This is a genomic window from Aeribacillus sp. FSL K6-8394 (assembly GCF_038008865.1).
Lineage (GTDB): Bacteria > Bacillota > Bacilli > Bacillales > Aeribacillaceae > Aeribacillus > Aeribacillus composti.
This window is the reverse complement of sequence record NZ_JBBPAA010000002.1, coordinates 273,777-295,815: the sequence shown is the minus strand read 5'-3', so window position 1 is coordinate 295,815 and position 22,039 is coordinate 273,777. Positions and strand designations below refer to the sequence as shown.

Here is a 22,039-nt window from a genome sequence, read left to right as displayed (position 1 = left end):
ATCCCTTCTACAAGATTCTTTAGCTTTTGACAGGCAGTTTAATCTCAAATTTCGTTCCTTTGCCTTTTTTACTTGTCACGTTGATTTCTCCTTGATGCAGGAGCACTAACTGCTTCACAATTGAGAGTCCTAACCCGAATTCCCCGTATTTATTGTTTGTTCTTGACAGATCTGCTTTGTAAAATCTCTGCCAAATGTTTTCAATTTCTTTTTCGTCCATTCCGATCCCGGTATCTTCGATTTCAATGATTGTTTCCTTATATCCAGGTTTCCCCCGCAAAAATATTTTTCCGTTTTGTGTAAACTGAATGCTATTTTTAACAATATTGATCAAAATTTGAATGAGGCGATCATAATCAGCATAAATGATTTCATTTTCATCCGCTTCAATGATCATAATGTTATTTTTCTCCTCCGCTTGTGAAAGAAGCTGTTCCTTCACAATTTCAAACACATCAATTAACTGTATAGGTTCTATATTTAGCTTTACTTGATTCGACCGAATTTTTTCATAGTCCAAATTTTCATTAACTAGCCGAATCAGCCTTTTTGCCTCTTGGCTTACTAATTGAATGCCTCTTTCTTTTTCTTCTTCAGGAATCATATCGCTTTTTAATCCTTCAATGACACCGCTGATCGTTGTAAGAGGAGTTTTCAACTCATGAGAAACATCTGCAATAAACTGTCTCCTTCTTTTTTCAAGCCTGCTTATTTCCTCCTGAGAAGCTTTAAGCTTTTTTACCATTTCATTAAAGTCGCTTGCCAGCTCACCAATTTCATCGATTTTGGAGGCATTCACCTGGACGTCATAGTTTCCAGATGACACCATTGACGTTGCTTCACGAATCCTCTGAATTCTCCGAACATGCAGCTTCGATAAAAGACCGCTTAGCAAAAATGAAACCGTCAACGAAATTAAAATTGTATAAAATAAAAACTGATTAATGTCGCTGATGGTCTCTCTTGAACCGCTTATCGGCGAAACTAGGAGAACTCCTCCCATCAGCTCCCCGTTCACGATGAATGGCAAAGAAACGAAGGATACCGCCTGATCAAACCGTTTTAAATCTTGCTTGACCACGACAATTTTGCCATCCTCCAAACTCTCCCATTCTTTTTCTGACATTGTGAACCGCGGGAAAAAGCCAGCTTCCGGATAAAAAATTTCGCCTTGTTGATTAAACACACTGAACATAATATTTCGTGTCCTCAGCACCTGCCGGTATTGATCCAAAATCCGGTTTCCGCCCCAATTATCGCGGCTATAATCATGTAAAATGTTTTGGCCGTAGGCAATCAATTCTTCTACTTTATTTTGATAAACATAGTTTTCAACATATTTTGCAAAGGAAAAGCTCAAAATCAAGAATGCAATGACTAAAACTCCTATATGGCTAATAAGCAGCTGATACATATATTTAAGTTTCATCGTGCTTCACCGATTCGTCGAATTTATATCCCACCCCCCAAACCGTGTGAAGGAAGTTTTGCGCTTCAGGCCCGAGCTTCTTTCTCAGCCTTTTCATGTGGACATCAACCGTTCTTTCATCCCCGTAAAATTGATACCCCCATATACTTTCCAGCAACTGCTCTCTCGTAAATACTTGGCGCGGATGTGTGAGAAAATGATAAAGGAGGTCAAACTCTTTTGGAGTTAGGTTATTAATCGATTGTCCTTTAAAATACGCTTCTCTTGCATCTTTGTCCACTTTAAAGTGTTTGGTTGTCACAATGTTTTTTTGACGAGGTTCTTGCTTGTTATATCTTCTCGCCACTGCCTTTATTCTCGCCATTAGTGCAATCGGGCTAAACGGTTTCGTGACATAATCATCGGCTCCCATTTCAAGTCCGATCACTTGATCGGATTCACTGTCTTTAGCGGTCAGCATGATGATCGGAACGGAGTGTTCTTCTTCTCTTAATTTTCTGCAAAGCGTGACTCCATCCATTCCGGGAAGCATCCAATCGATGATGAGCAAGTCCCAATTGCCACTCTTAGCGGATTGGTAGCCTTCAAGTCCATCATGGACAAATTCCCCTTCAATCCCTTCCTTTATAAAAAACATATTTAGCATCGAACAGACGCTTTCATTATCTTCGATCACTAAAATTTTCATTTCTCTTCCTCCCGCTAAAACAACTCTTATTTTCAAGATAAACGAGTAAAGAAAGGGAAGCAACTACTTCAACTTCTCTTTTAAAAAATTAAACTTTCGAACATAGATTTTTCATAAATTGTTCATATGTTTCCAATATGCTTATCGTTGACAATCACGAAGGAGGTAAGATTAGATGAATTTTTTTAAAAGGTCGTTGTTAAGCGTATGGGCTAGAAAAGGAAAGAGCCTTTTACAACTGTTTATTTTCACCATCATTTGCTTACTTGTCCTTTCCGGTCTGGCGATCGAAAGTGCAGCAAAGAAAGCCAGTGATTTAGCGAAGGAAAAGCTGGGAGGAGAAGTGACCTTGCAGATGGATATGGAAAAAATGCGGAATCAGCAGCAATCGGAAGGTGAACGGACGAGGTTTCAGCTTGAACCCATTCCGGTAAAATCGGCAGAAGAATTATCTACATACTCAGAAGTAAAAGGTTATAACTTATATTCGTCGACAAACGGAATTGCTGAAGACTTTGATCCAATTGAAAATGAAGACACAAGTGATTCGGATGAGGAAACAGAAAACAGAGGTCCCTTTGGGGAAAATGGAAATCCAATGTTTCAATCTGATGTCAGTCTGCAAGGCGTCGTTTTTACTGATGCTGTCGAAGAATTTATGAACGGAGATTCTACATTGGTAGAAGGTGAACATATTACCGATCAATCATTAGGAAAAAATGTTGTGGTCATCGAAAAAACATTGGCGGATGAAAACGACTTAACTGTCGGTGATACGATTACGGTAAAAGGTGCCAATGAAGAGGAAAAAACGATTGAATTAAAAATCATTGGCATTTATGAGACAACCACAAACGAACAAGATCAAGGAATGAATTTTTCTTTTATGAACCCTTACAACAAATTGTACGTTCCATATACTGTCGCGAACACACTGAAAGGTGAAGACTATGAAAATACCATTGACCGCGCTGTTTATTACATGAAAGATCCCGCGGAAATAGACTCGTTTATTCAAAAAGCGAAGAAAAATTCGAGCATAGACTTCGATACATTCAAGCTTGATGCAAATGATCAGCTATACAATCAAATGGTCGGACCAATCAACAATGTCGCGTCATTTTCAAAAAATGTCGTTTACTTAGTGACGATTTCAGGGGCTGTCATTCTTGGACTGATTGTCATGCTGTCAATCCGCGAACGGAAATACGAGATGGGTGTTCTTCTTTCTCTTGGGGAGAAAAGATGGAAGCTCATCGGTCAATTTGTCGCAGAAATATTGATTGTAGCCGTTCTCGCCATCGGAATTTCAAGCGCATGCGGAAATGTGGTGGCCGGCAAGATCAGCGATCAATTATTAGCGCAAGAGCTGGCCCAGCAAGAGCAGATGAATACACCTCCATCCTTTCGACCAGGAATGGGAGGCAGTGTAGGAATGAGAGGGCAAGCAGCTAACGTGGAAACAATTGATGACTTAGAAATCGCAATAACACCGAAAGATTTAGGCATGCTGTCGTCTATCGGAATGTTAATTGCCGTTTTATCATCATTTATTCCATCGCTGTCCGTTTTGCGGCTGCATCCGAAGGTGATTTTAACTAAACAAGACTAAGAAAAGAAGGGGATCAAATGAGTGCATTGTTGAAATTTCAAGATGTTAGCTATTGGTATAGCAGAGATCAAAAAAAAGTAGAAATCTTAAAAAAGATCAATATTGATTTTGAAAAAGGTACATTTTACACAATTACTGGTCCAAGCGGTGCGGGAAAATCCACATTTTTAGCTCTTGCCGGTGCTCTTGATTCTCCAAAAGAAGGGGCTATTTTATACGAGGGCAAGGATTTAAAAAAAATCGGCTATTCCAAATTTCGCAATCAATACGTCTCAATCGTCTTTCAATCATACAACCTGCTTCCTTATATGACAGCATTGCAAAACGTCGTTGCGGCAATGGAAATAACGAAATCCTCTAAAAAGCCATATAAACAAATTGCACTAAAAACATTAGAACAAATGGGGATTTCGCAGGACCAAGCAAAGCAAAAAGTACTGACACTAAGCGGAGGACAACAGCAAAGAGTTTCCATTGCCCGCGCTCTTTGCTGCGAATCGCAGTTAATTGTCGCGGATGAACCAACAGGAAACTTGGATGAGCAAACATCTAAAGAAATCGTCCGCATTTTTCAAGATTTAGCACATCAAGAGGGAAAATGCGTCATCATGGTGACGCACGATTTAACAATTGCATCCATCGCCGATGTGAACATTCATTTATCAAATGGAACCTTCCAAATACAATAAAAAGCTTGGGGTTGTCCAAAAAGTCAAATCCCCATTGAAAACAAACAATCATAAACACCGATATATCAACGTTTCTAAAACATTAAAAGGGGCAGTCAATAAGTCGGAAAAACGACTTTGAACTGCCCCGGCTTTTTATTTAGTTTCTTTTTACACATACTTATTTCGTCCGGCATTCAAACCAGCAATGATCATCAAAACACAGACAGCAATAAACAATAAAATGGGCGCCACCCACGAATGAGTTTTGTCATACAAAACGCCAATTAAAATGGGCCCAAAAGCAGCAAGCAAATAACCAATTGATTGCGCCATTCCCGATAAAGCGGAAGCTTGCTCGGAGCTTCTTGTTCTTAAACCAAATAGCGCTAATACGAGCCCAATGCTTGCCCCTTGTCCAATACCGATTAAAATAATCCAAAAGACAATCAGTAAAAGAGGCCCGCCATACAATAATCCAACGAGACCTGCTAAATAAATAGCTCCTAAAACCGCTACAATTCGCCTTTGATCTGCATATTTGTCCGACAGTGCCGGAGCGACAAATGTTGCCGGCAAGCCAGCAATTTGCACAAGAAACAGCATCCAACCAGCTGTTGAAGCACTTAATCCGTCCGCCTGCAAAATTTCAGGAAGCCATGCAACCATACTATAAAATAAGAACGATTGAAGACCCATAAAAAATGTGACTTGCCATGCCAGCGGCGACCGGAGCAAAAAACCATTTGAAATATGTTCAATTGGCGGTTTCGCGGATCTCTGTTTTCCACTAATTAATGGAAACCATAAACATATCGCCACAATTGCTAAAATTGCCCAAAATAATAAGGCATTTTTCCATCCAAATTTTAATCCTTCCGACAACGGAATTGCTAAACCGGAAGCGATCCCTGCAAGCATACCCATAGCTGTTGAATAAACGCTTGTCATCAGTCCGATTTTATCCGGGAACCGTTCTTTTACAATACCCGGAAGAAGCACATTTCCAATGGCAATGCCTACTCCAATCAATACAGTTCCTAAAAGCAGACCGATCATCGCTCCGAATGTTCGAATAATCATTCCTGCAAGAAGCACGACTAACCCAGCAAAAATCGCCGTTTCATTTCCATATCGGCTTGCAAATTTCGGAGCTAATGGCGAAAGAACCGCAAAAACGATTAACGGGATAGTCGTTAGTAAACCCGCAACCCCGTTGGAGATTCCGAGATCTTCACGAATATAACCGATGAGCGGTCCGACCGAAGTAATAGCAGGACGCAAATTAAAAGCAGCAAAGATGATTCCAACTATCAAGAGCATTTTTTTAATAGACCCCCATGCCGCAAAAGCGGCACCAGCAGATGATGAAAATAGTTCGTCCATGTATACTTAATCTTAGGCTGGCCAGCGAGGTCGTCTTACCTTGGTGCCATGAGCCCGTTAATTAGACAGACCCCGACGACCTGGTGCACCACAGACTGTTGCTCCCTGGGGAAGCACGCGGGATAGAATGACGTGTATGGTCGTTGCACCGCCAGCCTGTGTTTATTACATGTTAGGCATGGGGGAACGAACATGGACATTATCCATACTCATGTTTGTGGATTAGACGTTCATAAGAAGAACGTCGTCGCTTGTATTATTACTCCGGATCATCAAGAGATCCGCACGTTTTCTACCATGACTGAAGACTTGCTTATGCTTGTAGACTGGATCAAGGCGCATGGCGTCACTCACGTGGCCATGGAAAGTACAGGTTCCTACTGGAAGCCAATTTATAACCTGTTGGAGATGGAAGACATCAAGATTTTAGTGGTCAATGCCAAACATATCAAAAATGTGCCTGGTCGCAAAACAGATGTAAAGGATGCCGAGTGGATCGCTGGACTCTTACGCCATGGATTGCTACAAGGTAGTTACATCCCTGACCGCCAGCAACGGGAGTTGAGGGAACTCATCCGTTATCGTCGCAGCCTGATTGAAGAGCGGGCTCGCGAAATCAACCGCATCCAGAAGGTACTGGAAGGGGCTAACATCAAACTCTCCTCGGTGGCGACCAATGTGCTGGGCAAATCGGGTCGAGCCATGATCGAGGCTTTAATTAATGGTGAAACTGACCCCGATGTGCTATCCGAACTGGCTCAGCGCCGTCTCAAACGGAAGAAAGAGGAGTTGAAAAAGGCCCTGAAGGGCCTCATCGGCCCTCATCAACGCCTGATGCTTAAAACCCAGCTTGAGCATATTGATCACTTAGATGCCTTGATTGAAGAACTGGATGCTGAAATCAAGGAGCGGATGCGCCCTTTTGAAGATGACCTGGAGCGGTTAGATACGATCCCCGGCGTTGGTCGGCGCACAGCGGAGCATATTTTGGCTGAGATTGGCCCTGACATGACACAGTTTCCTTCGGCAGCTCACTTGTGTTCATGGGCAGGAGTCGCCCCAGGGAATAACGAAAGTGCCGGAAAACGAAAGTCAGGGAAAACCCGCAAGGGAAACCAGAAGCTTCGTAGCACCCTGGTGGAAGCCGCCCGTGCCGCTGCTAGGTCCAAACACACCTATCTATCCAGCCAGTACCACCGTATTGCTGCACGCCGGGGGGCCAATCGTGCAGCGGTTGCGGTCGCTCATAGCATCCTGACTATTGTCTACCATCTCCTCAAAAAGAAGCAGACTTACATCGAACTTGGTCCACATTACTACGAAGAACGCAAGCGCCATCAAGTCGCCAGACAAGCGATTCGGAAGTTGGAAACACTAGGGTTTAAGGTCATGGTAGAGCCGTCAAATCAAACAGCGTAGTTAACCGAAACAGTAACCATCAGGTGCATAAACATGACTTATTCCAGCAAATACCAATCTGCTGGTGTTAACACCCCCTGGATTTTTTGTGCTTTTTTCATGGACTTAAATTTTCGGGATAGAAATTTCTTTTTCTGCCCTTACCGTATAGCGTTCCATACTCACCCCTCCTTTACCCCCTTGAACATCTTAAAAGTCAATTATTAATATACCTCATACCCATCGATATCTTGATATGCCAGCACACCCCCCTTGAACATCTTAAAAGTCAATTATTAATATACTAATCCCCATCGATGGGAAAATCAACCACATACCATGTATCGATCATTTGAGAAAACAGCCAGCTTCTGGAATAATGTTAATAAACGATGTTTGAAAGGAGAGTCCGTTTATGGAAATTGTTGTAGTTGGCGCCAATGGAAAAATCGGAAAAATTCTTGTTCAGTTATTAAAAGAAAGCAACGAGCACACAGTGAAAGCAATGATCCGCAACGAAAACCAAAAAGAATATTTTGACTCGATCGGAGTCAAGACGGTTTTAGCTGATTTGGAAGGCACAGTCGATCAGATTGCCGAGGCGATCAAAAGTGCGGAAGGGATCGTCTTTACCGCAGGTTCAGGCGGACATACAGGTGCAGATAAAACTCTTTTAGTAGATCTAGACGGTGCCGTAAAAACAATTGAAGCAGCAGAAAAGACAGGCGTTCAACGGTTTATAATGGTCAGCGCTCTGCAAGCCCATAATAGACAAAATTGGAACGAAAAGATTAAACATTATTATGTTGCCAAGCATTATGCCGACCGTTTCCTTGTCCAAAGCCGTTTAAACTATACAATTGTCCGGCCGGGGGCGCTGTTGGACGAGAAAGGAACCGGAAAAATAAAAATTGCCGAAAATCTTGAAAGAGCCGCCATTCCAAGAGAAGATGTGGCTTCGGTTATTTTTGCATCAATAACGGAGAAAAACACTTTTCGCCGCTCATTTGACCTAGTCTCAGGAAACACCCCGATTCGCGAAGCATTAAAAAATTTTTAATATACGAAGAAAGGTTGGCGAATAATGCAGGTTAGCATTTTAGACCAAGCACCGATTTTGAACAACTCAACAGCAAAAGAGGCGTTGGAGCAATCCATTCAACTGGCCGTAATGGCGGAAAAACTAGGCTATACCCGCTACTGGATTGCGGAGCATCACAATCTTTCCGGACTTGCCTGCTCCGCTCCAGAAATTATGCTCCCAGTTATAGGGGCAAAAACAAAATCGATTCGCATCGGGTCAGGCGCAACGCTTCTCCCCCACTATAAGCCGTATAAAGTTGCGGAAATGTTTAATATGCTGGCAACATTATTTCCTAACCGCATTGATCTTGGGATCGGGCGGGCCCCCGGAGGAGACGCTCAATCAAGTATTGCGTTATCCGGCAATTATCTCGAAAATGTAAAAAACATGCCGAAAACCGTTCAAGAGCTGCTTCATTTTTTATATAATGACTATCCAAAAAATGAATTATTTTCAAGCATCTCAGCCTCTCCTTTGCCAAATATTCCTCCTGAACCTTGGATCCTTGGCACAAGCATAAAGAGCGCCTTTTTAGCAGCTGAAAACGGCATTTCCTATGCATTTGGCCAATTTATGAGCAATGAAGACGGGCGGCAAATTATTCAAACATATAAAAATCAGTTCCAGAAAAAAAGAAAACAGCAGCCAAAGACAATTGTCACAGTCTCGGCAATATGCGCTGAAACTAGCGAAAAAGCGGAGCAAATTGCCTTCAGCAGCTTTTTATGGAATCTTCAGCATCATAAAGGAAAAACACTTGATTTTCCATTAAAAGAAGAAGCAAAGCAGCAATTGCTGAATTCAGATGAATTTCAACAGTTTCAAAAGAATATGATCATTGGCGATCCAACATTTGTCGTTCACCGTTTATATGAATTAAAAAATTGGTATGAAGCAGATGAAATGATGATCATAACAATAACTGGAAGCTATGAAGAACGCACAAAATCGTATCAATTGATAGCAGAGGAAATAAATAGAAAAAAATCTTATCGTTAATATAATCAATATGACCATGGATAAAATCGGTTTAACCTATATGGGAACCGATTTTTTCTTTTTCCAATCCCCCATTTCATATTGTATCCTCCCCTTTTTTTAAAAATTCCCTAACTTACAACTGTTTTAAATATTATATATATATAATTTTATACTTTTAACAGTTGACGTTTTAATTATATTAAAATATTATTTAAAGAGCGGTAGGGCGGTTATTTTTTATTTTCGGACAATTCTAAACATCTTAAAAATTATACAAAAATAATGGAGGTTTATTTTTTATGATAACAAAGGAGCAGATTGTCCAAAGCCTTCCGCAAAAAGGTTTTTTTGGACATCCAAAAGGATTATTTACGCTGTTTTTTACGGAGTTTTGGGAACGTTTTTCCTATTACGGAATGAGAGCAATACTTCTTTATTATATGTATTATGAAGTTTCTAAAGGCGGTTTGGGAATAGATGAAGCTACCGCTGCATCGATTATGGCGATCTACGGTTCTCTTGTGTATATGTCGGGAACGATTGGAGGATGGATTGCAGACCGCCTGTTAGGGACAAGCAAAACTGTTTTTTACGGCGGAATTTTAATCATGCTCGGCCATATCGTCTTATCCTTCCCTGGAAATATTGAAGCTTTATTCATTTCCATGACGCTGATTGTTCTTGGTACTGGACTTTTAAAGCCGAATGTATCAAGTGTTGTCGGCGATCTTTATGCAGATAACGATGCCCGCCGCGATTCAGGGTTTAGTATTTTTTACATGGGTATTAATTTAGGTGGATTTTTAGCTCCCATTATTGTTGGAACTTTAGGACAAGGATATAATTTCCATCTTGGCTTTGCTCTTGCTGCTATTGGTATGTTTTTCGGGCTTTTGACATTTATCCTAACAAAAAAGAAAAACCTTGGTCTCGCCGGAACACAGGTGCCTAACCCGTTACAACCGGAAGAACGAAAAAAAGTATTCACTATTTTCGGCATCGGCGCTTTAGTAATTATCGCCTTTTTAGCTGTCACCATCCCTGCAGGACTTTTGACTATAAATAGCTTTACTATGATTGTCAGCATCCTCGGAATTGTAATACCTGCATGTTATTTTATATTTATGTACCGGAGTCCTAAAACAACAGAAGTGGAGCGTTCGCGTGTAATTGCTTACATTCCGCTCTTTATTGCCGCAGTAGTTTTTTGGGCTATTCAAGAACAAGGGGCTATTATTTTGGCCACTTATGCAGATAAGCGCACCCAATTATCCTATGCAGGACTTGAACTGCACTCATCATGGTTTCAATCATTGAACCCTTTATTTATCATCTTTTTGGCGCCGGTTTTTGCATGGTTTTGGGTGAAGCTTGGAAAGCGTCAGCCATCAACACCGAGCAAGTTTGCATTCGGACTTATTTTTGGCGGTCTATCATTTCTAGTTATGATCATTCCTGCTTATGTAAACGGTACTGAGTCATTAGTTAGCCCTTTATGGCTCGTACTAAGCTTCTTCCTTGTTGTAATCGGAGAGCTGTGCTTGTCCCCAGTAGGACTTTCAGCAACTACAAAGCTTGCTCCAGCGGCTTTTTCAGCGCAAACAATGAGCCTATGGTTTTTAACTAGTGCAGCCGCTCAAGCCATTAATGCCCAGCTTGTAAAATACTACACAGTTGAAACAGAAATTGTTTATTTTGGCATTATCGGCATGGTTTCAATTATTCTTGGCCTTATTTTATTCTTCATGGCACCTATGATTAAACGTTTGATGAAAGATGTTCTATAATAAAGTCTTGCTGCATGATAAAAACCTGCCTGTTCAAACATAAACAGGCAGGTTTTTTGCCATATATGAAGTTTGTTTTTGCCAAAATCACTCAGCAAAAAATTTTGAATTTCTCTCCGCTTACTTTGATACTTTATCCAAAAGCTTCAATGATTCTCTATTAAATGCTTCTAAGTCAGCAGGTGTGCGGCTTGTAACCAATTGGTTTTGGCACACGACAACTTCTTCGTCATGATAGTTGGCGCCTGCATACTCCATATCTACGCGAATTGATTTATAGCCAGTTGCATCCCGACCTTCCAATGCTTTTGCCGAAATTAGCAGCTGAGGTCCATGACAAATAGCAAATACCGGTTTTTTCGCATCCATCATAGCTTTTACAAAAGAAACAAAACGGTCATCCGCACGCAAAATGTCCGGCGAGAAACCTCCCGGCAAAAGAAGTGCATCAAAATCGTCCGGTTTTACATCATCAATCGAATAGTCAATTTTAACTTCCGCTTCACCTTTTTTTCCTTTAACTTTTTTGCCAGCTTCTTTTTCAATTGTGACCACTTCATGACCTGCTGATTGAAATGCTTCTGCAGGACTTGTGAACTCACTGTCTTCGAACAAGTCTGTAATAAGAGTAGCTACTTTTGCCATGTGATCAACTCCTTTATTTTAGATTATCATAAAAAATTTTGTGGAAACATTTATTTGCTTCATATATTATGATCAATTACCTATATTACTATTCAAACGTTTGTTTAACAATAAATATGATTGCCAAAATCAGCAGTCTCGCAATGCGGCTGCCTTCATCCGCGTTTAGAGGCGGAATTTTTCAGATAAATCGAATCAACCGAGACAAAATGGACCAAGCAAGCTATTAAGCCTGTTTCATTTGTCTTCAATATAGAAATGCTGTCAGCTTCAAGTCCTTGCATTTTGATGCTGAGTTCAGTATTCCAACCTCTTTCAACTAATAAACCGAATGCGCCGGGCAGCGAAGCTTTGACATTACAGTTGAATTAGAAAATGAAAACGTTCGTTTATAAATTTATTTGAGAAGAGCGGGCTTTTAAATAAGAGTGTCGGGGAGGGACGACAACTATCCTTTTCTTTCTGGAAGAAAACATTTGATCGTTTGCACAATTAGGGAGCTGCAAGCTCTTAAAACGAAGGGAAACAGTTGTCTAAACCGAAAAAACTAACGGTTCTCAGTCCTCATCTTTTTTTAAACATACATTTTTAATATGCGGTCTACTGCTCCACCATATGATTCCCCAAACAAATTCAGATGGACAAGCAAATAATAAAGCTGGTACAAAGGCTTGATTTCCTCATATCTTTCGGAAAGAGGGTAATATTCTTCATATGCGCGGTAAAAATCTTGGGAAAAGCCGCCAAATAATTCGGTAAAGGCAATTTCAAAATGGCGATCTCCATACATTACGGACGGATCAATTAAAAATGGTTCCCCATTCGGTCCAACTATCCAATTCCCTCCCCATAAATCGCCGTGTAAAAGAGAAGCCTCCACGTTTGCTGGAATCCATTCATGCAAGCGATTAAGGAGAGTTTCCAATCTTTTTCCACGTTCACCACGTATATAATTTTTCTTGATTCCTATTTCCATTTGTCCGCTTAAACGGTAGTCCCGATAGTATTCAAGCCAAGATGACATAAGACGGTTTCTTTGACCTGAATCCGTGACAAAACATCTTTACAATGGTCGCAAACCGTTGATACGATAAGGGAAAACGACGTTGACGATTCTTCATCAAGTAGGTGATGTGATGAAAGATTTCCCGATTCGGTTTGTATTGACAGATGAAGCGATTACCCCAAGTGCTGGGCTTGCTCTCGTTGGCTACTTACTCCATCGAACGAAACTGGATAAACGGGTAAACGCACTTCGGCTTCCAACGGTTCGTCGAGAAGTGCACATTTCCCATAGCGATGTCATTCGCTCGATGATTGGCTTGCTTGCCACAGGAAAAACGGATTTCGATCATATCGAAGCGTATCGTCAGGACGATATCTTTTCGGCATCGATGGGGATTCAGCACGTGCCTTCCTCTCCAACCTTGCGACAACGACTCGATCAGCTCGCTTGTCTTCCGATGACCGAAACGATTCTTTGGGAGGAGTCCATACGTCTGTTGATTCAACGACATGCCACTTTGTCCCCTTGTTGGACCAAAGGAAAGACGACATGGCTTCCCCTTGATATAGATGGTTCCCCATTTGACAACTCCGATACGAAAAAAGAAGGAGTCAGTCGAACGTATAAAGGATTTGACGGTTTTACACCGTTGTTTGCGTATGCAGGGAAGGAAGGGTATCTCGTTCATGCCGAGTTGCGTCCAGGGAAACAACATGTGCAAGACAACATGCCCTCGTTTTTAGTCACCGCTATCCGTCGAGCTCGTCAACTGACTTCATCTCGTCTGCTTGTTCGCATGGATGCAGGAAACGATGCAGAAGCGAATGTGCACGTATGCCTAAAGGAAGACGTGGACTTTGTCATCAAGCGAAACTTACGCCGAGAATCGAAAGCGCTTTGGTTCCAGATCGCTTCGCAAAAGGGCAAACGTGTCGATGATGGACAAAGCGAAGGAGTACAAACCTATGAGCTATGCCTTCCACAGAAGGCAGCGATCGATGGAAACACGTATACGTACGTTCAAGTCACCCAAGTGACGGAACGGACGATGGAACGCAATGGACAGCTGATGCTCGTTCCTGATTATGAAGTGGAAAGCTATTGGGTGCGGCTCAAAGGATACGAGCATGTTCGAATGAGCGATGTGCTCGCGTTGTATCATGACCATGCGACATGCGAACAGTTTCATAGCGAACTGAAGAGCGACTTAGATTTAGAGCGGCTTCCATCTGGGAAGATGAAAACGAATGCGCTCGTGTTGGTCATGGGAGCCTTCGTTTACAATCTTCTTCGTCTGATTGGACAAGATCTATTAAGCGATCCGAGACATCCGTTGCACCACAAAGTGAAACGCCGCCGCATCAAGACGATTATTCAGACGGTGATCACGATGGCAGGGCGACTCGTCCGTCGATCACGACAGATCTGGATGAAACTGACGCGAAGGAGTGGCTATAGCGAGCCCCTACTGAACGTCTATCAGAAATGGAGAGAGGCAAGATAACGAACGAATGTTCGGGCACTGATGTCCAACGTCACTCCCTGTGCTTTTTTGTCTATTTTTTTGGTTCGTATACCTAAAAAAGAGATTTGTTCCATTTTCGGAAATAGAGATGACATAGGTCATAAGCATAAAAGGGGTTTTATGGATTATCAATCCATCAAAATTACAACAAAATCAAAGTCGATTTCAATTCATCACGGATTCAGGTTTGAGGAAGCGTTCCAATATATGTATTTTTCGAATATCCGTGATATACAAAATGGCTTTTGTGTAAAGCTGCCAGCTTTTGGCCTAACAGCTTTTCTGTATTATCATCTTTTTTACCGTTCACCCATTCCATGATCAAAAATCCCTCGTTGGAATTCTCGGAGTAAGCAAACACCTTCGGTACGCGCACGGTGTTAGTATCCCTAATCAGTTGAAGCCCTTCCGCTTCCAGACGGAAAAAATCTTCGGGAGCTTCTAAGTTGTACTTTAAAAAATACGTTTGGTTTTCTGTCTGTACAAAATAGCTTTCGTTAATATCACCTCCGCTTACTTTCCGAATGTTTTCGATTACTCCAAAATCTCCAGCAGCCCTTAATGCTTCCGCTATAATTTTTTTCATCCTGCCTCCTCTTTTTCTTTTTTGTACTTATCTTTTCATAAATCATATATCTTTTGCAACGAAATCAACAAAGCAGCCTTTATTAATTGAAAAGTTATTTTTCTTTAGATTTCATTGTTCCAACAATAAAATATTCAAGAGCTTTTACATCTTCTATTAATTTTCTCCGTAATTGTTGATATGTTTCAAAAGATTGGTAGTCTAAATGATGATTTTCTTCAAACATTGTGCACAAATCGTTAAAGTTTTTGTAGATTCGGTCAAAATTTTTTTCCATCAGCACTAAAACATTTTTCATTCTCCTTTTCCTACTCCTTTTCCAAAAACCCCTTAAAAGAGACGGCGCAAAAATTCTCCTTATTTTATTTCGGAAAAAATAATTATATTTTCGACTCTTTCATAAATAATAGTTACTTCTCATACATTTTTAGTTGGAATCACTCATATCGTGTAAGGTGTCATTCCGACATTCATGATAAAATGGTAAAAAGGAAATCAGATACATTGGAGTGAATATTGATGACAAAACAAGAAATTGAACAAAGAATCGCCGAATTAAAATCTGACTATATCCGCATTCAAGGGGACATCGAAAAGCTTGAATCAGTCGGAGGAAATATAGAAAAAGCGGAACAGCAGCTTACGGAAATTGAAAACGAGTTGGCCAATCTTAGAACGGCGCTGAACAAGCAGCGTTAACACCAAGATCAAATTCCGCTGTCCGTTTCCTTTCATAATCATTTTCATTGATCCATTGGATGGGAAAAAAGAGGGTTCTGTGTGGTTTTATCCCCTCCAGGTGGAAAGTAAAAAAAGTGTTCTTAGGAGTCTGCCGGAGAGGGGATTTTTTATGGTGAAAAATCAAACATGTAACTCATACTCAGAAGATCTGAAGCGTGAATCGTTCGTTTGAAATGAAAGGAGGCTCCCTTATCGGCAACTCCATGAACATTTTGGAATTAAGCGGCATACGCAAAATTTAAGAAGTGAAAAATGTAGAGGCTTTTTGATGCGTTTTTACGATCGGTGGGAAGTATGAAAACACATGCAATTTAAAAGTTTAGAAGAAGAAAGCACAAGTCGATTTGCTTAAAAAGTGAATCGGCTACACTTAACTGGTCACTTTTCAGCCCTGCTACGACTCTTTATTCAATGCCTAACAGATTGGGTTTACGCATTTCAACTGGCTCTTTTTTTGACGGCAAAAAATTGATCGATCTTATTAGATCGATCTAAAAACATGTTTTCCATACCATCATTTTACTTTTCTAATTTTTCCTGAGCAGTTGGTTTTGGACTCAATTTCGAACAAGGTCCTGCCTGAAGCATGTAGCTTCCTCCATCATGACCGAGCATGTTTCTTACATCTTTTGCAACGTCAATTATGCGATCTAAATGAATTCCAGTCTCAATCCCCATCTCTTCTAGTGAATGAACTAAATCCTCTGTTGCAATGTTACCCGTTGCTCCTGGTGCATATGGGCATCCGCCGAGACCTGCGACAGAACTGTCAAAATGGATGACACCTTGCTGCAAAGCGGCAACCACATTCGCCAACGCCATTCCGCGCGTATTATGGAAGTGCATGGAGAAAGTCATGTGAGGAAATTCCTTTTTTAATACGCCAAGATATTGATAGACTTGTTTTGGATTGGCCATTCCTGTCGTGTCAGCAAGCGAAACTTCAGTTATCCCCATTTTTTTATATCGATCTACAATTGTTACTATTTTTTCTAAAGGCACTTTTCCTTCGTATGGACATCCAAATGCAACGGAAATTGATCCTCCTACTTCAACATTATGTTTTTGCGCCAAATCGACAATAGGTTCAAATCCTCTTTGCGCTTCTTCCACAAGGCAGTTTGCATTTGATAAACTATGCGAATCTGTTGCCGAGAGCATAAGCTTCAATTTCTTTATTCCAGCCGCAATTGCTCTTTGGGCCCCTTTTACATTTGGCACTAAAGCCCGAAATTTAATATGCGTTAAATCTTCTATCCCTTTCACAACTTCCTCGGCGTCTTTCAACTGCGGAATTGCTTTTGGATGAACGAACGATGTCACTTCTATCGATTGAACTCCTGTGTTCGCAAGCGCACGGATAATTTTTATTTTTTGTTCAGTCGGAATCCATTGATCCTCTGATTGAAACCCGTCGCGCGGCGCAACTTCGCAAATGATGACCCTTGCAGGAAACATGGCATCACTCATTTAAATGACTCCTTTCTCTTTTAACTCGGCAAGCTCCTGTTTTGATAACCCTAATTTTCCGCCTAATATTTCTTCATTATGCTCTCCAAGCTCAGGAGCGCGGTAACGAATGGTTCCAGGAGTTTTTGAAAAATTAGGAACGACGCCCGGCACTTTTACTTTTCCAAGCCGAGGATGCTCAACTTCTACTATGTTTTTCCTAGCTTGATAATGTTCATTTTCAAAAATATCTTTAATACTTAAAATCGGACTGACAGGCACACCGTACAAATCCAATTTTTCCTGCAGCTCCTTCAGCGTAAACTGGCGTATCCAGTCAGAGACAATCTTTTGTACTTCATCGTCATGTTTTAAACGTTGTGAATTTGTATAATAACGTTCATCCTCAAGCATATCTGTTCGTTCCATTGCTTCTGCAAGCCGATTAAATGTTGAATCAGTACTGCAAACAAGAACAACATATTTTCCATCCTTCGTTTCATATGTTCCTGCTGGACTTGAATGTCCGGCCAACCCGGGTGTTCTTTCTCTTACTATACCGTTTTGGTCATATTCAGCTAGTAAAAATTCGAGCATTCGGAAAATCGATTCATATAATCCCATTTCGACTACTACTTGCCCTTCTGGATCATCAGTTTTATCACGGTAATATAATGCACTGACCGCAGCAAATGCAGTATATACACCAGTGATATAATCAAGCAATGAATAAGATGGACTGACAGGCGGTCTGTCCGGATACCCTTGGATATAAGTATGGCCGCTGAAAGCGGTGCACGGAGTTCCGAACCCGGCTTTTTCGCGATACGGTCCTGTTTGACCGTAACCGGAGATTCGAACCATAATCAATTTAGGATTTGCTTTTTTCAATTCTTCATACCCTAGCCCCCACTTTTCAAGAGTACCGGGGCGAAAGTTTTCAATTAAAATATCCGTATTTTTTATAAATTTCTTTTCCTTCTTCTTTCCGTATATCTAAAGTAACTGATTTTTTGTTGCGGGCAAGCCCTGGCCATCTGAGCGGCTCATTCCCCTTCCAAGGGCCTACAGTCCGCAAAGTATCACCTTTATTGGGCAATTCAATTTTCGTCACTTCGGCGCCAAGGTCAGCTAACAGTGTTGCCCCAAAAGGAGCAGCGATCATAGTCGATATATCCAAAATATTTACTCCTGTTAACGGACCATAATTTCCTTTTTCCATCGTATCCCCCTCCAAAACATTAATTTTTCTCTGGCAGCATGCCTAATACATTGCTTCGCAAATTGCTTAAATGGACTTTCATCGCTTCCGATGCTTTTGCTTTATCTTTCTGTTTCACGGCTTCCAAAATCGCTTCATGTTCAAAAAAAGATTCAGAATAACGCGCTTGCGACTGCAACGTTTGCTTTCGCACTTGCCGGTATAAATTCAAATTCGTATCCATAAATGAGATGAACACAAAATTATGTGTCGCTTGGGCGAGAGATAAATGAAAGTTGCTGTCTGCATCTATTTCCTCTTCCGGATTTTTTAACTTTTCTTCCATTAATTTCAATGCCTTTTCCATCTTTTCTATATCTTCTTTCGTTGCCCTTTCGCATGCTATTTCAGCAATTTTTGGCTCCAATGCTTCCCGGGCCTCCAAAAATTGAATCACTGTTGTTTTTTCGAGTACATCAATAGGGTTGATCTGATATTTCAGAATCAAGCTTTGATCGACTTTTTGAACGAACCGTCCGCCGCCTGGTTTTGAAATAATGATTCCTTCCGATTCTAAAACTCTGCATGCTTCCCGCAAAGAAGTCCTGCTGCACCCGAGAATTTTCGCCAATTCACGCTCCGGAGGCAGGCGGTCATTTGGTTTTAGTTTTCCTTCTTCTATCAGCTGCTTAATTTGATCAACAATTTTTTCGTAAACTCTCGTATTGGTGAGCTCATTAAATATATTGGATTTCATAAACATGTTCCTTTCATTTTTTGGACTGTTGGGCAGTCCAATTTTATTAAAATTATAATATTCTGTCATTAAATCGTCAAGCCGCTGCACCATCGAACATGTAAAACACCGTAAGATATGAGGAGAAAAGCGTTCAATGCAAGATGTAAGATGATTTTTCTTATCCAGGGCATTTCATTTCTCATGTGGAAACTTTTCATTACACTTAGTGTGTGTTAACATTCCATCTATTCCTAAATTTCTTGAAATATATTATGATTAATTAATAGCAATCAATCATTGATTCACTTTTCCGAAGGAGGAACGCAATGTATAAGCAATATTTGCCTTTTGCGATAAAGTTAGCTAAAGAGGCAGGTGAATTGATTCGGCCGTATGCAGGAAAAGCTGGGCAGCAAACATTAAAGTCAGCAAAAGATTTTGTGACTGAAATGGATTTGAAAGCTGAAAAGCTGATCATTGATCGCATTCAGGAGACATATCCTGATCACCGCATATTCAGTGAGGAAGCCGGCAGCATTGGGGGAAAGGATGAATTTGAATGGGTGATTGACCCTATTGACGGGACCATCAACTACAGTTTCGGCGTTCCGCTTTACGGAGTTTCCATCGCCCTAACCTATCAAAATGATCCAGTCGTCTCTGCTATATCATTGCCTGCTTTTGGGGAAACGTATTGGGCAGCAAAGGGAGAAGGAGCCTATTTAAATGGAAATGCTATAAACATTCGAAATGCCAGCCTGGCGGAAGCTTTTATTTCCATTGGCGATTTTGCAAAGGACGCCAATAAACAAACGAATAAAGAGCGCATTTCATTGCTTGAAAACATTGTAAACGACGTTTACCGAGTCAGAATGATCGGAACAGCTGCTGTCACTTTAGCCTACATTGCTTGCGGCAAACTTGATATCGCAGTCTACTATAAGCCTAATTTTTATGATATTGCTGCTGGACAGCTGCTTGTGTGCGAAGCGGGCGGAGCTATACAAACGATCGGAAATTATACTGTCATTGCTGATCAAAAAATAATAGACGAGATAGCACCTTTACTGCCTGTTCAGCACACAACGGCATAAAAGCAGTCCGCAAGTCTAGACTGCTTTTATGCTTTTCTGCTGCCATATAGTACAACGACATTTCCGTTTTCATGATGCTGAGCCCGTTCGTGAAATAACGTTTTGCTAAAAAAAACCGGAACGATGATTCAAAAAATAAATCATTTAGCGATTGATTGTCCAGCCTGCTGGCTTAAAAGACGAAAAGCTTTTAAAAATCTATTAATGAACTTGCCCCTTTGCAATGCTTTTCATTTGGAGGCCAGACAGAAAGGTCGAACGGAAAATCGGAGCCAGGCACTACTCGATCTTCTCCCACTATTCGCACTAAATAGTCAATGCTTGCTTGCTCCCACAAAACATTGTCATACCAAAAACGCTTTAAGTATTCTTTCGGAGAGGATGTTAATTTTTTTGAAACCGCTTCCCATTCTTCGTATCCTTTTTCAATTCTGCCGATTTGGTAAGGCAAAAATCCTCCGCCATGGGCAAATAATATTTTCACATTTGGAAATCGATCAATCAATCCGCTTAATAAAAGATCTGTAGCACAAATCGTTGTTTCCCACGGAACACCGATTAAATTTGGCATCATTCTTCTTTTCAAGCGAGGATCTTCGCTCAATAACGGATGAATGAAAACAATCGCTTTCAACCGATCGGCTGCTTCAAAAAATGGGATAAAAAATTCATCTGACAGCATATGATTAGCTGCCCCAGGACCGATAATGGCTCCTTTTAACCCTTTTCCCATCGCATCGTTCAAGATTTGTGCAGCTTTATCCGGGTTATTTAACGGAACCGTTGCCAGCGCAGACAATTTTTCCGGGAACGATTGCACAAGCCGCGCTAATGAATCATTATACACGCCGGATAGTTCAGCAGTGATTTCTTCCGGAAACTCGTACATAAAAAGCTGCGGTATCGGCGAAATGACGGAATGATGAACTCCCGCTTTCAATTGTTCGTTTAAAAAAAGGGTTAAATCTAAAAAAGATTTTTTTAATTCAAATCCCCATTTTTGATTAACAATCAAAAACTCTTCCTTATTCTTTTCTTTTTTCACCCATTCAGCATGAATAGTTTCTTTATGTTCTTTTACCCATTCCATCACGCCTTCAGGGATGAAATGTGTATGAAAATCATACATCTCTCCACTCTCCCACCAAATTATGAAAAATTCAAATACCCCATTCTTTCAGAAATTTCCTTGCTTGCTGCGATCACTTGTTTCGCCATCGCCTTAAGCTTGTAAGAATTGATTCGTTGTTTTGGACCGACTACAGAAAGTGCTGCAATAACCTTTCCGGTATAATCATAAATCGGGGCGGCAATGGAATTAACTCCCTCGGACAATTCTTCAATGCTGACGGCATACCCATTCTCCCTTACTTTTTTTAAATGATCTCTCAGCTTCTCAGGATCCGTAATCGTATTTTTTGCAAAACGCTTTAACCCTTTAGATATAATTTTTTCGACCGTTTCATTTTCCGAAAATGCAATTAAAACTTTTCCAGAGCTCGTGCAATAAGGCGGATTGCGTCTCCCGATATGGGTTAAAAATCTTACGGGGTGATTGCACTCTACTTTTTGCAAATAAACAACTTCTAAATTGTCCAATACAGAAATATGGGCAGTTTCACCGGTTGTTTCGACCAGTTTATTTAGTACAGGCTGCGATTCTCTGTAAATATCCATATTGCTGAATAGCACGCCGCTTAAAGATAAAATGGATAATCCCAATCTGTATTTCTTCGTTTCTGAATCTTTATAAACAAATCCTTCACTTGCCAACGTCTTCATTGTCCTGCTGACTGTGCTTTTATTTAATCCTAGAGAATTGGATAAATCGCTTATTTTTTTTTCTGGCTCTTCCATTGTAAAGCTCTTCAATATTTTCAGCGCATTTTTGATGGAAGAAAGCTGATTTTTCTCGTCTTTTCCATTCAATGTACACCCTCCCCCTCTACATCAATTTTCTTTATACGAGAATATATCAAATATATGAACAACTGAAAAGTAAAAAATTAAATATTTAGAT

General features: G+C 40.7%; 19 protein-coding genes and 2 pseudogenes. 9 read left to right on the top strand and 12 right to left on the bottom strand.

Annotated features, from left to right (window positions below; genetic code table 11):
- Positions 1–19: 19 nt before the first annotated feature.
- Both NSR00_RS13860 and NSR00_RS13855 read right to left on the bottom strand, forming a co-directional pair.
- Positions 20–1,429 (bottom strand): sensor histidine kinase, encoded by a 1,410-nt coding sequence (locus NSR00_RS13860; protein ID WP_063388213.1) that lies wholly within the window; start codon positions 1,427–1,429, stop codon positions 20–22.
- Positions 1,419–2,117: a response regulator transcription factor gene (locus NSR00_RS13855; protein ID WP_063388212.1), complete on the bottom strand. Its 699-nt coding sequence runs from the start codon at positions 2,115–2,117 to the stop codon at positions 1,419–1,421. The genes NSR00_RS13860 and NSR00_RS13855 overlap by 11 nt, the downstream gene beginning before the upstream one ends.
- A 175-nt stretch (positions 2,118–2,292) precedes the next feature.
- Here NSR00_RS13855 and NSR00_RS13850 point away from each other — a divergent pair, with 175 nt between their 5' ends.
- Positions 2,293–3,729: an ABC transporter permease gene (locus NSR00_RS13850; RefSeq protein WP_063388211.1), complete on the top strand. Its 1,437-nt coding sequence runs from the start codon at positions 2,293–2,295 to the stop codon at positions 3,727–3,729.
- Positions 3,730–3,746: 17 nt separating this feature from the next.
- Positions 3,747–4,418, top strand: a complete 672-nt coding sequence (locus tag NSR00_RS13845) for an ABC transporter ATP-binding protein (protein ID WP_063388210.1) — start codon at positions 3,747–3,749, stop codon at positions 4,416–4,418.
- 150 nt (positions 4,419–4,568) lie between these two features.
- Here the strand turns inward: NSR00_RS13845 and NSR00_RS13840 are convergent, their stop codons facing one another.
- On the bottom strand, positions 4,569–5,783 hold the full coding sequence (locus tag NSR00_RS13840; protein WP_445659585.1) for a CynX/NimT family MFS transporter: 1,215 nt from the start codon (positions 5,781–5,783) through the stop codon (positions 4,569–4,571).
- A 192-nt stretch (positions 5,784–5,975) separates the two neighbouring features.
- Between NSR00_RS13840 and NSR00_RS13835 the strand changes: the two genes are divergently transcribed.
- From NSR00_RS13835 to NSR00_RS13820, 4 genes are all read left to right on the top strand, one after another.
- Entirely contained in the window at positions 5,976–7,202 is a 1,227-nt protein-coding gene (locus NSR00_RS13835; protein ID WP_044897903.1) for an IS110 family transposase, read from the top strand.
- 394 nt (positions 7,203–7,596) lie between these two features.
- Positions 7,597–8,241 (top strand): SDR family oxidoreductase, encoded by a 645-nt coding sequence (locus tag NSR00_RS13830; RefSeq protein ID WP_340789477.1) that lies wholly within the window; start codon positions 7,597–7,599, stop codon positions 8,239–8,241.
- A gap of 24 nt (positions 8,242–8,265) precedes the next feature.
- Positions 8,266–9,264 (top strand): LLM class flavin-dependent oxidoreductase, encoded by a 999-nt coding sequence (locus NSR00_RS13825; protein ID WP_340789475.1) that lies wholly within the window; start codon positions 8,266–8,268, stop codon positions 9,262–9,264.
- Positions 9,265–9,545: 281 nt separating this feature from the next.
- Positions 9,546–11,033 carry a peptide MFS transporter gene (locus NSR00_RS13820; protein ID WP_340789474.1) on the top strand — a complete coding sequence of 496 codons (1,488 nt, stop codon included), beginning with the start codon at positions 9,546–9,548 and terminating at the stop codon, positions 11,031–11,033.
- Between the two features lie 120 nt (positions 11,034–11,153).
- Here NSR00_RS13820 and NSR00_RS13815 read toward each other — a convergent pair whose 3' ends face one another.
- Both NSR00_RS13815 and NSR00_RS13810 read right to left on the bottom strand, forming a co-directional pair.
- Positions 11,154–11,678, bottom strand: coding sequence for a type 1 glutamine amidotransferase domain-containing protein (locus NSR00_RS13815; protein WP_066247109.1), 525 nt, complete (start codon positions 11,676–11,678; stop codon positions 11,154–11,156).
- Between the two features lie 574 nt (positions 11,679–12,252).
- A pseudogene (locus tag NSR00_RS13810) lies at positions 12,253–12,720 on the bottom strand (fructosamine kinase family protein); the annotation flags it as partial.
- 94 nt (positions 12,721–12,814) lie between these two features.
- On the opposite strand from NSR00_RS13810, the gene NSR00_RS13805 reads away from it, so the two are divergent.
- Positions 12,815–14,188: an IS1380-like element ISGsp2 family transposase gene (locus NSR00_RS13805; protein ID WP_044899598.1), complete on the top strand. Its 1,374-nt coding sequence runs from the start codon at positions 12,815–12,817 to the stop codon at positions 14,186–14,188.
- 202 nt (positions 14,189–14,390) lie between these two features.
- Here NSR00_RS13805 and NSR00_RS13800 read toward each other — a convergent pair whose 3' ends face one another.
- Together NSR00_RS13800 and NSR00_RS13795 are read right to left on the bottom strand one after the other, a co-directional pair.
- A complete protein-coding gene (locus NSR00_RS13800) occupies positions 14,391–14,795 on the bottom strand; it encodes a fructosamine kinase family protein (protein ID WP_340789472.1) in 405 nt (134 codons plus the stop codon).
- Between the two features lie 94 nt (positions 14,796–14,889).
- Positions 14,890–15,093, bottom strand: a complete 204-nt coding sequence (locus tag NSR00_RS13795) for a hypothetical protein (protein WP_063388739.1) — start codon at positions 15,091–15,093, stop codon at positions 14,890–14,892.
- Positions 15,094–15,314: 221 nt separating this feature from the next.
- Between NSR00_RS13795 and NSR00_RS13790 the strand changes: the two genes are divergently transcribed.
- Positions 15,315–15,494, top strand: coding sequence for an SE1832 family protein (locus NSR00_RS13790; protein ID WP_063388738.1), 180 nt, complete (start codon positions 15,315–15,317; stop codon positions 15,492–15,494).
- A gap of 561 nt (positions 15,495–16,055) precedes the next feature.
- Here NSR00_RS13790 and NSR00_RS13785 read toward each other — a convergent pair.
- From NSR00_RS13785 to NSR00_RS13775, 3 genes and pseudogenes are all read right to left on the bottom strand, one after another.
- Positions 16,056–17,006 carry a hydroxymethylglutaryl-CoA lyase gene (locus tag NSR00_RS13785; RefSeq protein WP_066247129.1) on the bottom strand — a complete coding sequence of 317 codons (951 nt, stop codon included), beginning with the start codon at positions 17,004–17,006 and terminating at the stop codon, positions 16,056–16,058.
- Positions 17,007–18,207: pseudogene (locus tag NSR00_RS13780) on the bottom strand (CaiB/BaiF CoA transferase family protein). It lies immediately after the preceding gene.
- Between the two features lie 19 nt (positions 18,208–18,226).
- Complete coding sequence (locus tag NSR00_RS13775; RefSeq protein ID WP_130157909.1) at positions 18,227–19,036, bottom strand: FadR/GntR family transcriptional regulator; 810 nt, start codon at positions 19,034–19,036, stop codon at positions 18,227–18,229.
- A gap of 215 nt (positions 19,037–19,251) precedes the next feature.
- On the opposite strand from NSR00_RS13775, the gene NSR00_RS13770 reads away from it, so the two are divergent.
- On the top strand, positions 19,252–20,019 hold the full coding sequence (locus NSR00_RS13770; RefSeq protein ID WP_066247136.1) for an inositol monophosphatase family protein: 768 nt from the start codon (positions 19,252–19,254) through the stop codon (positions 20,017–20,019).
- 190 nt (positions 20,020–20,209) lie between these two features.
- Here NSR00_RS13770 and NSR00_RS13765 read toward each other — a convergent pair whose 3' ends face one another.
- Together NSR00_RS13765 and NSR00_RS13760 are read right to left on the bottom strand one after the other, a co-directional pair.
- Positions 20,210–21,148 (bottom strand): amidohydrolase family protein, encoded by a 939-nt coding sequence (locus NSR00_RS13765; RefSeq protein ID WP_340789471.1) that lies wholly within the window; start codon positions 21,146–21,148, stop codon positions 20,210–20,212.
- 20 nt (positions 21,149–21,168) lie between these two features.
- Positions 21,169–21,948: an IclR family transcriptional regulator gene (locus tag NSR00_RS13760; RefSeq protein WP_063388379.1), complete on the bottom strand. Its 780-nt coding sequence runs from the start codon at positions 21,946–21,948 to the stop codon at positions 21,169–21,171.
- Positions 21,949–22,039 lie beyond the last annotated feature (91 nt).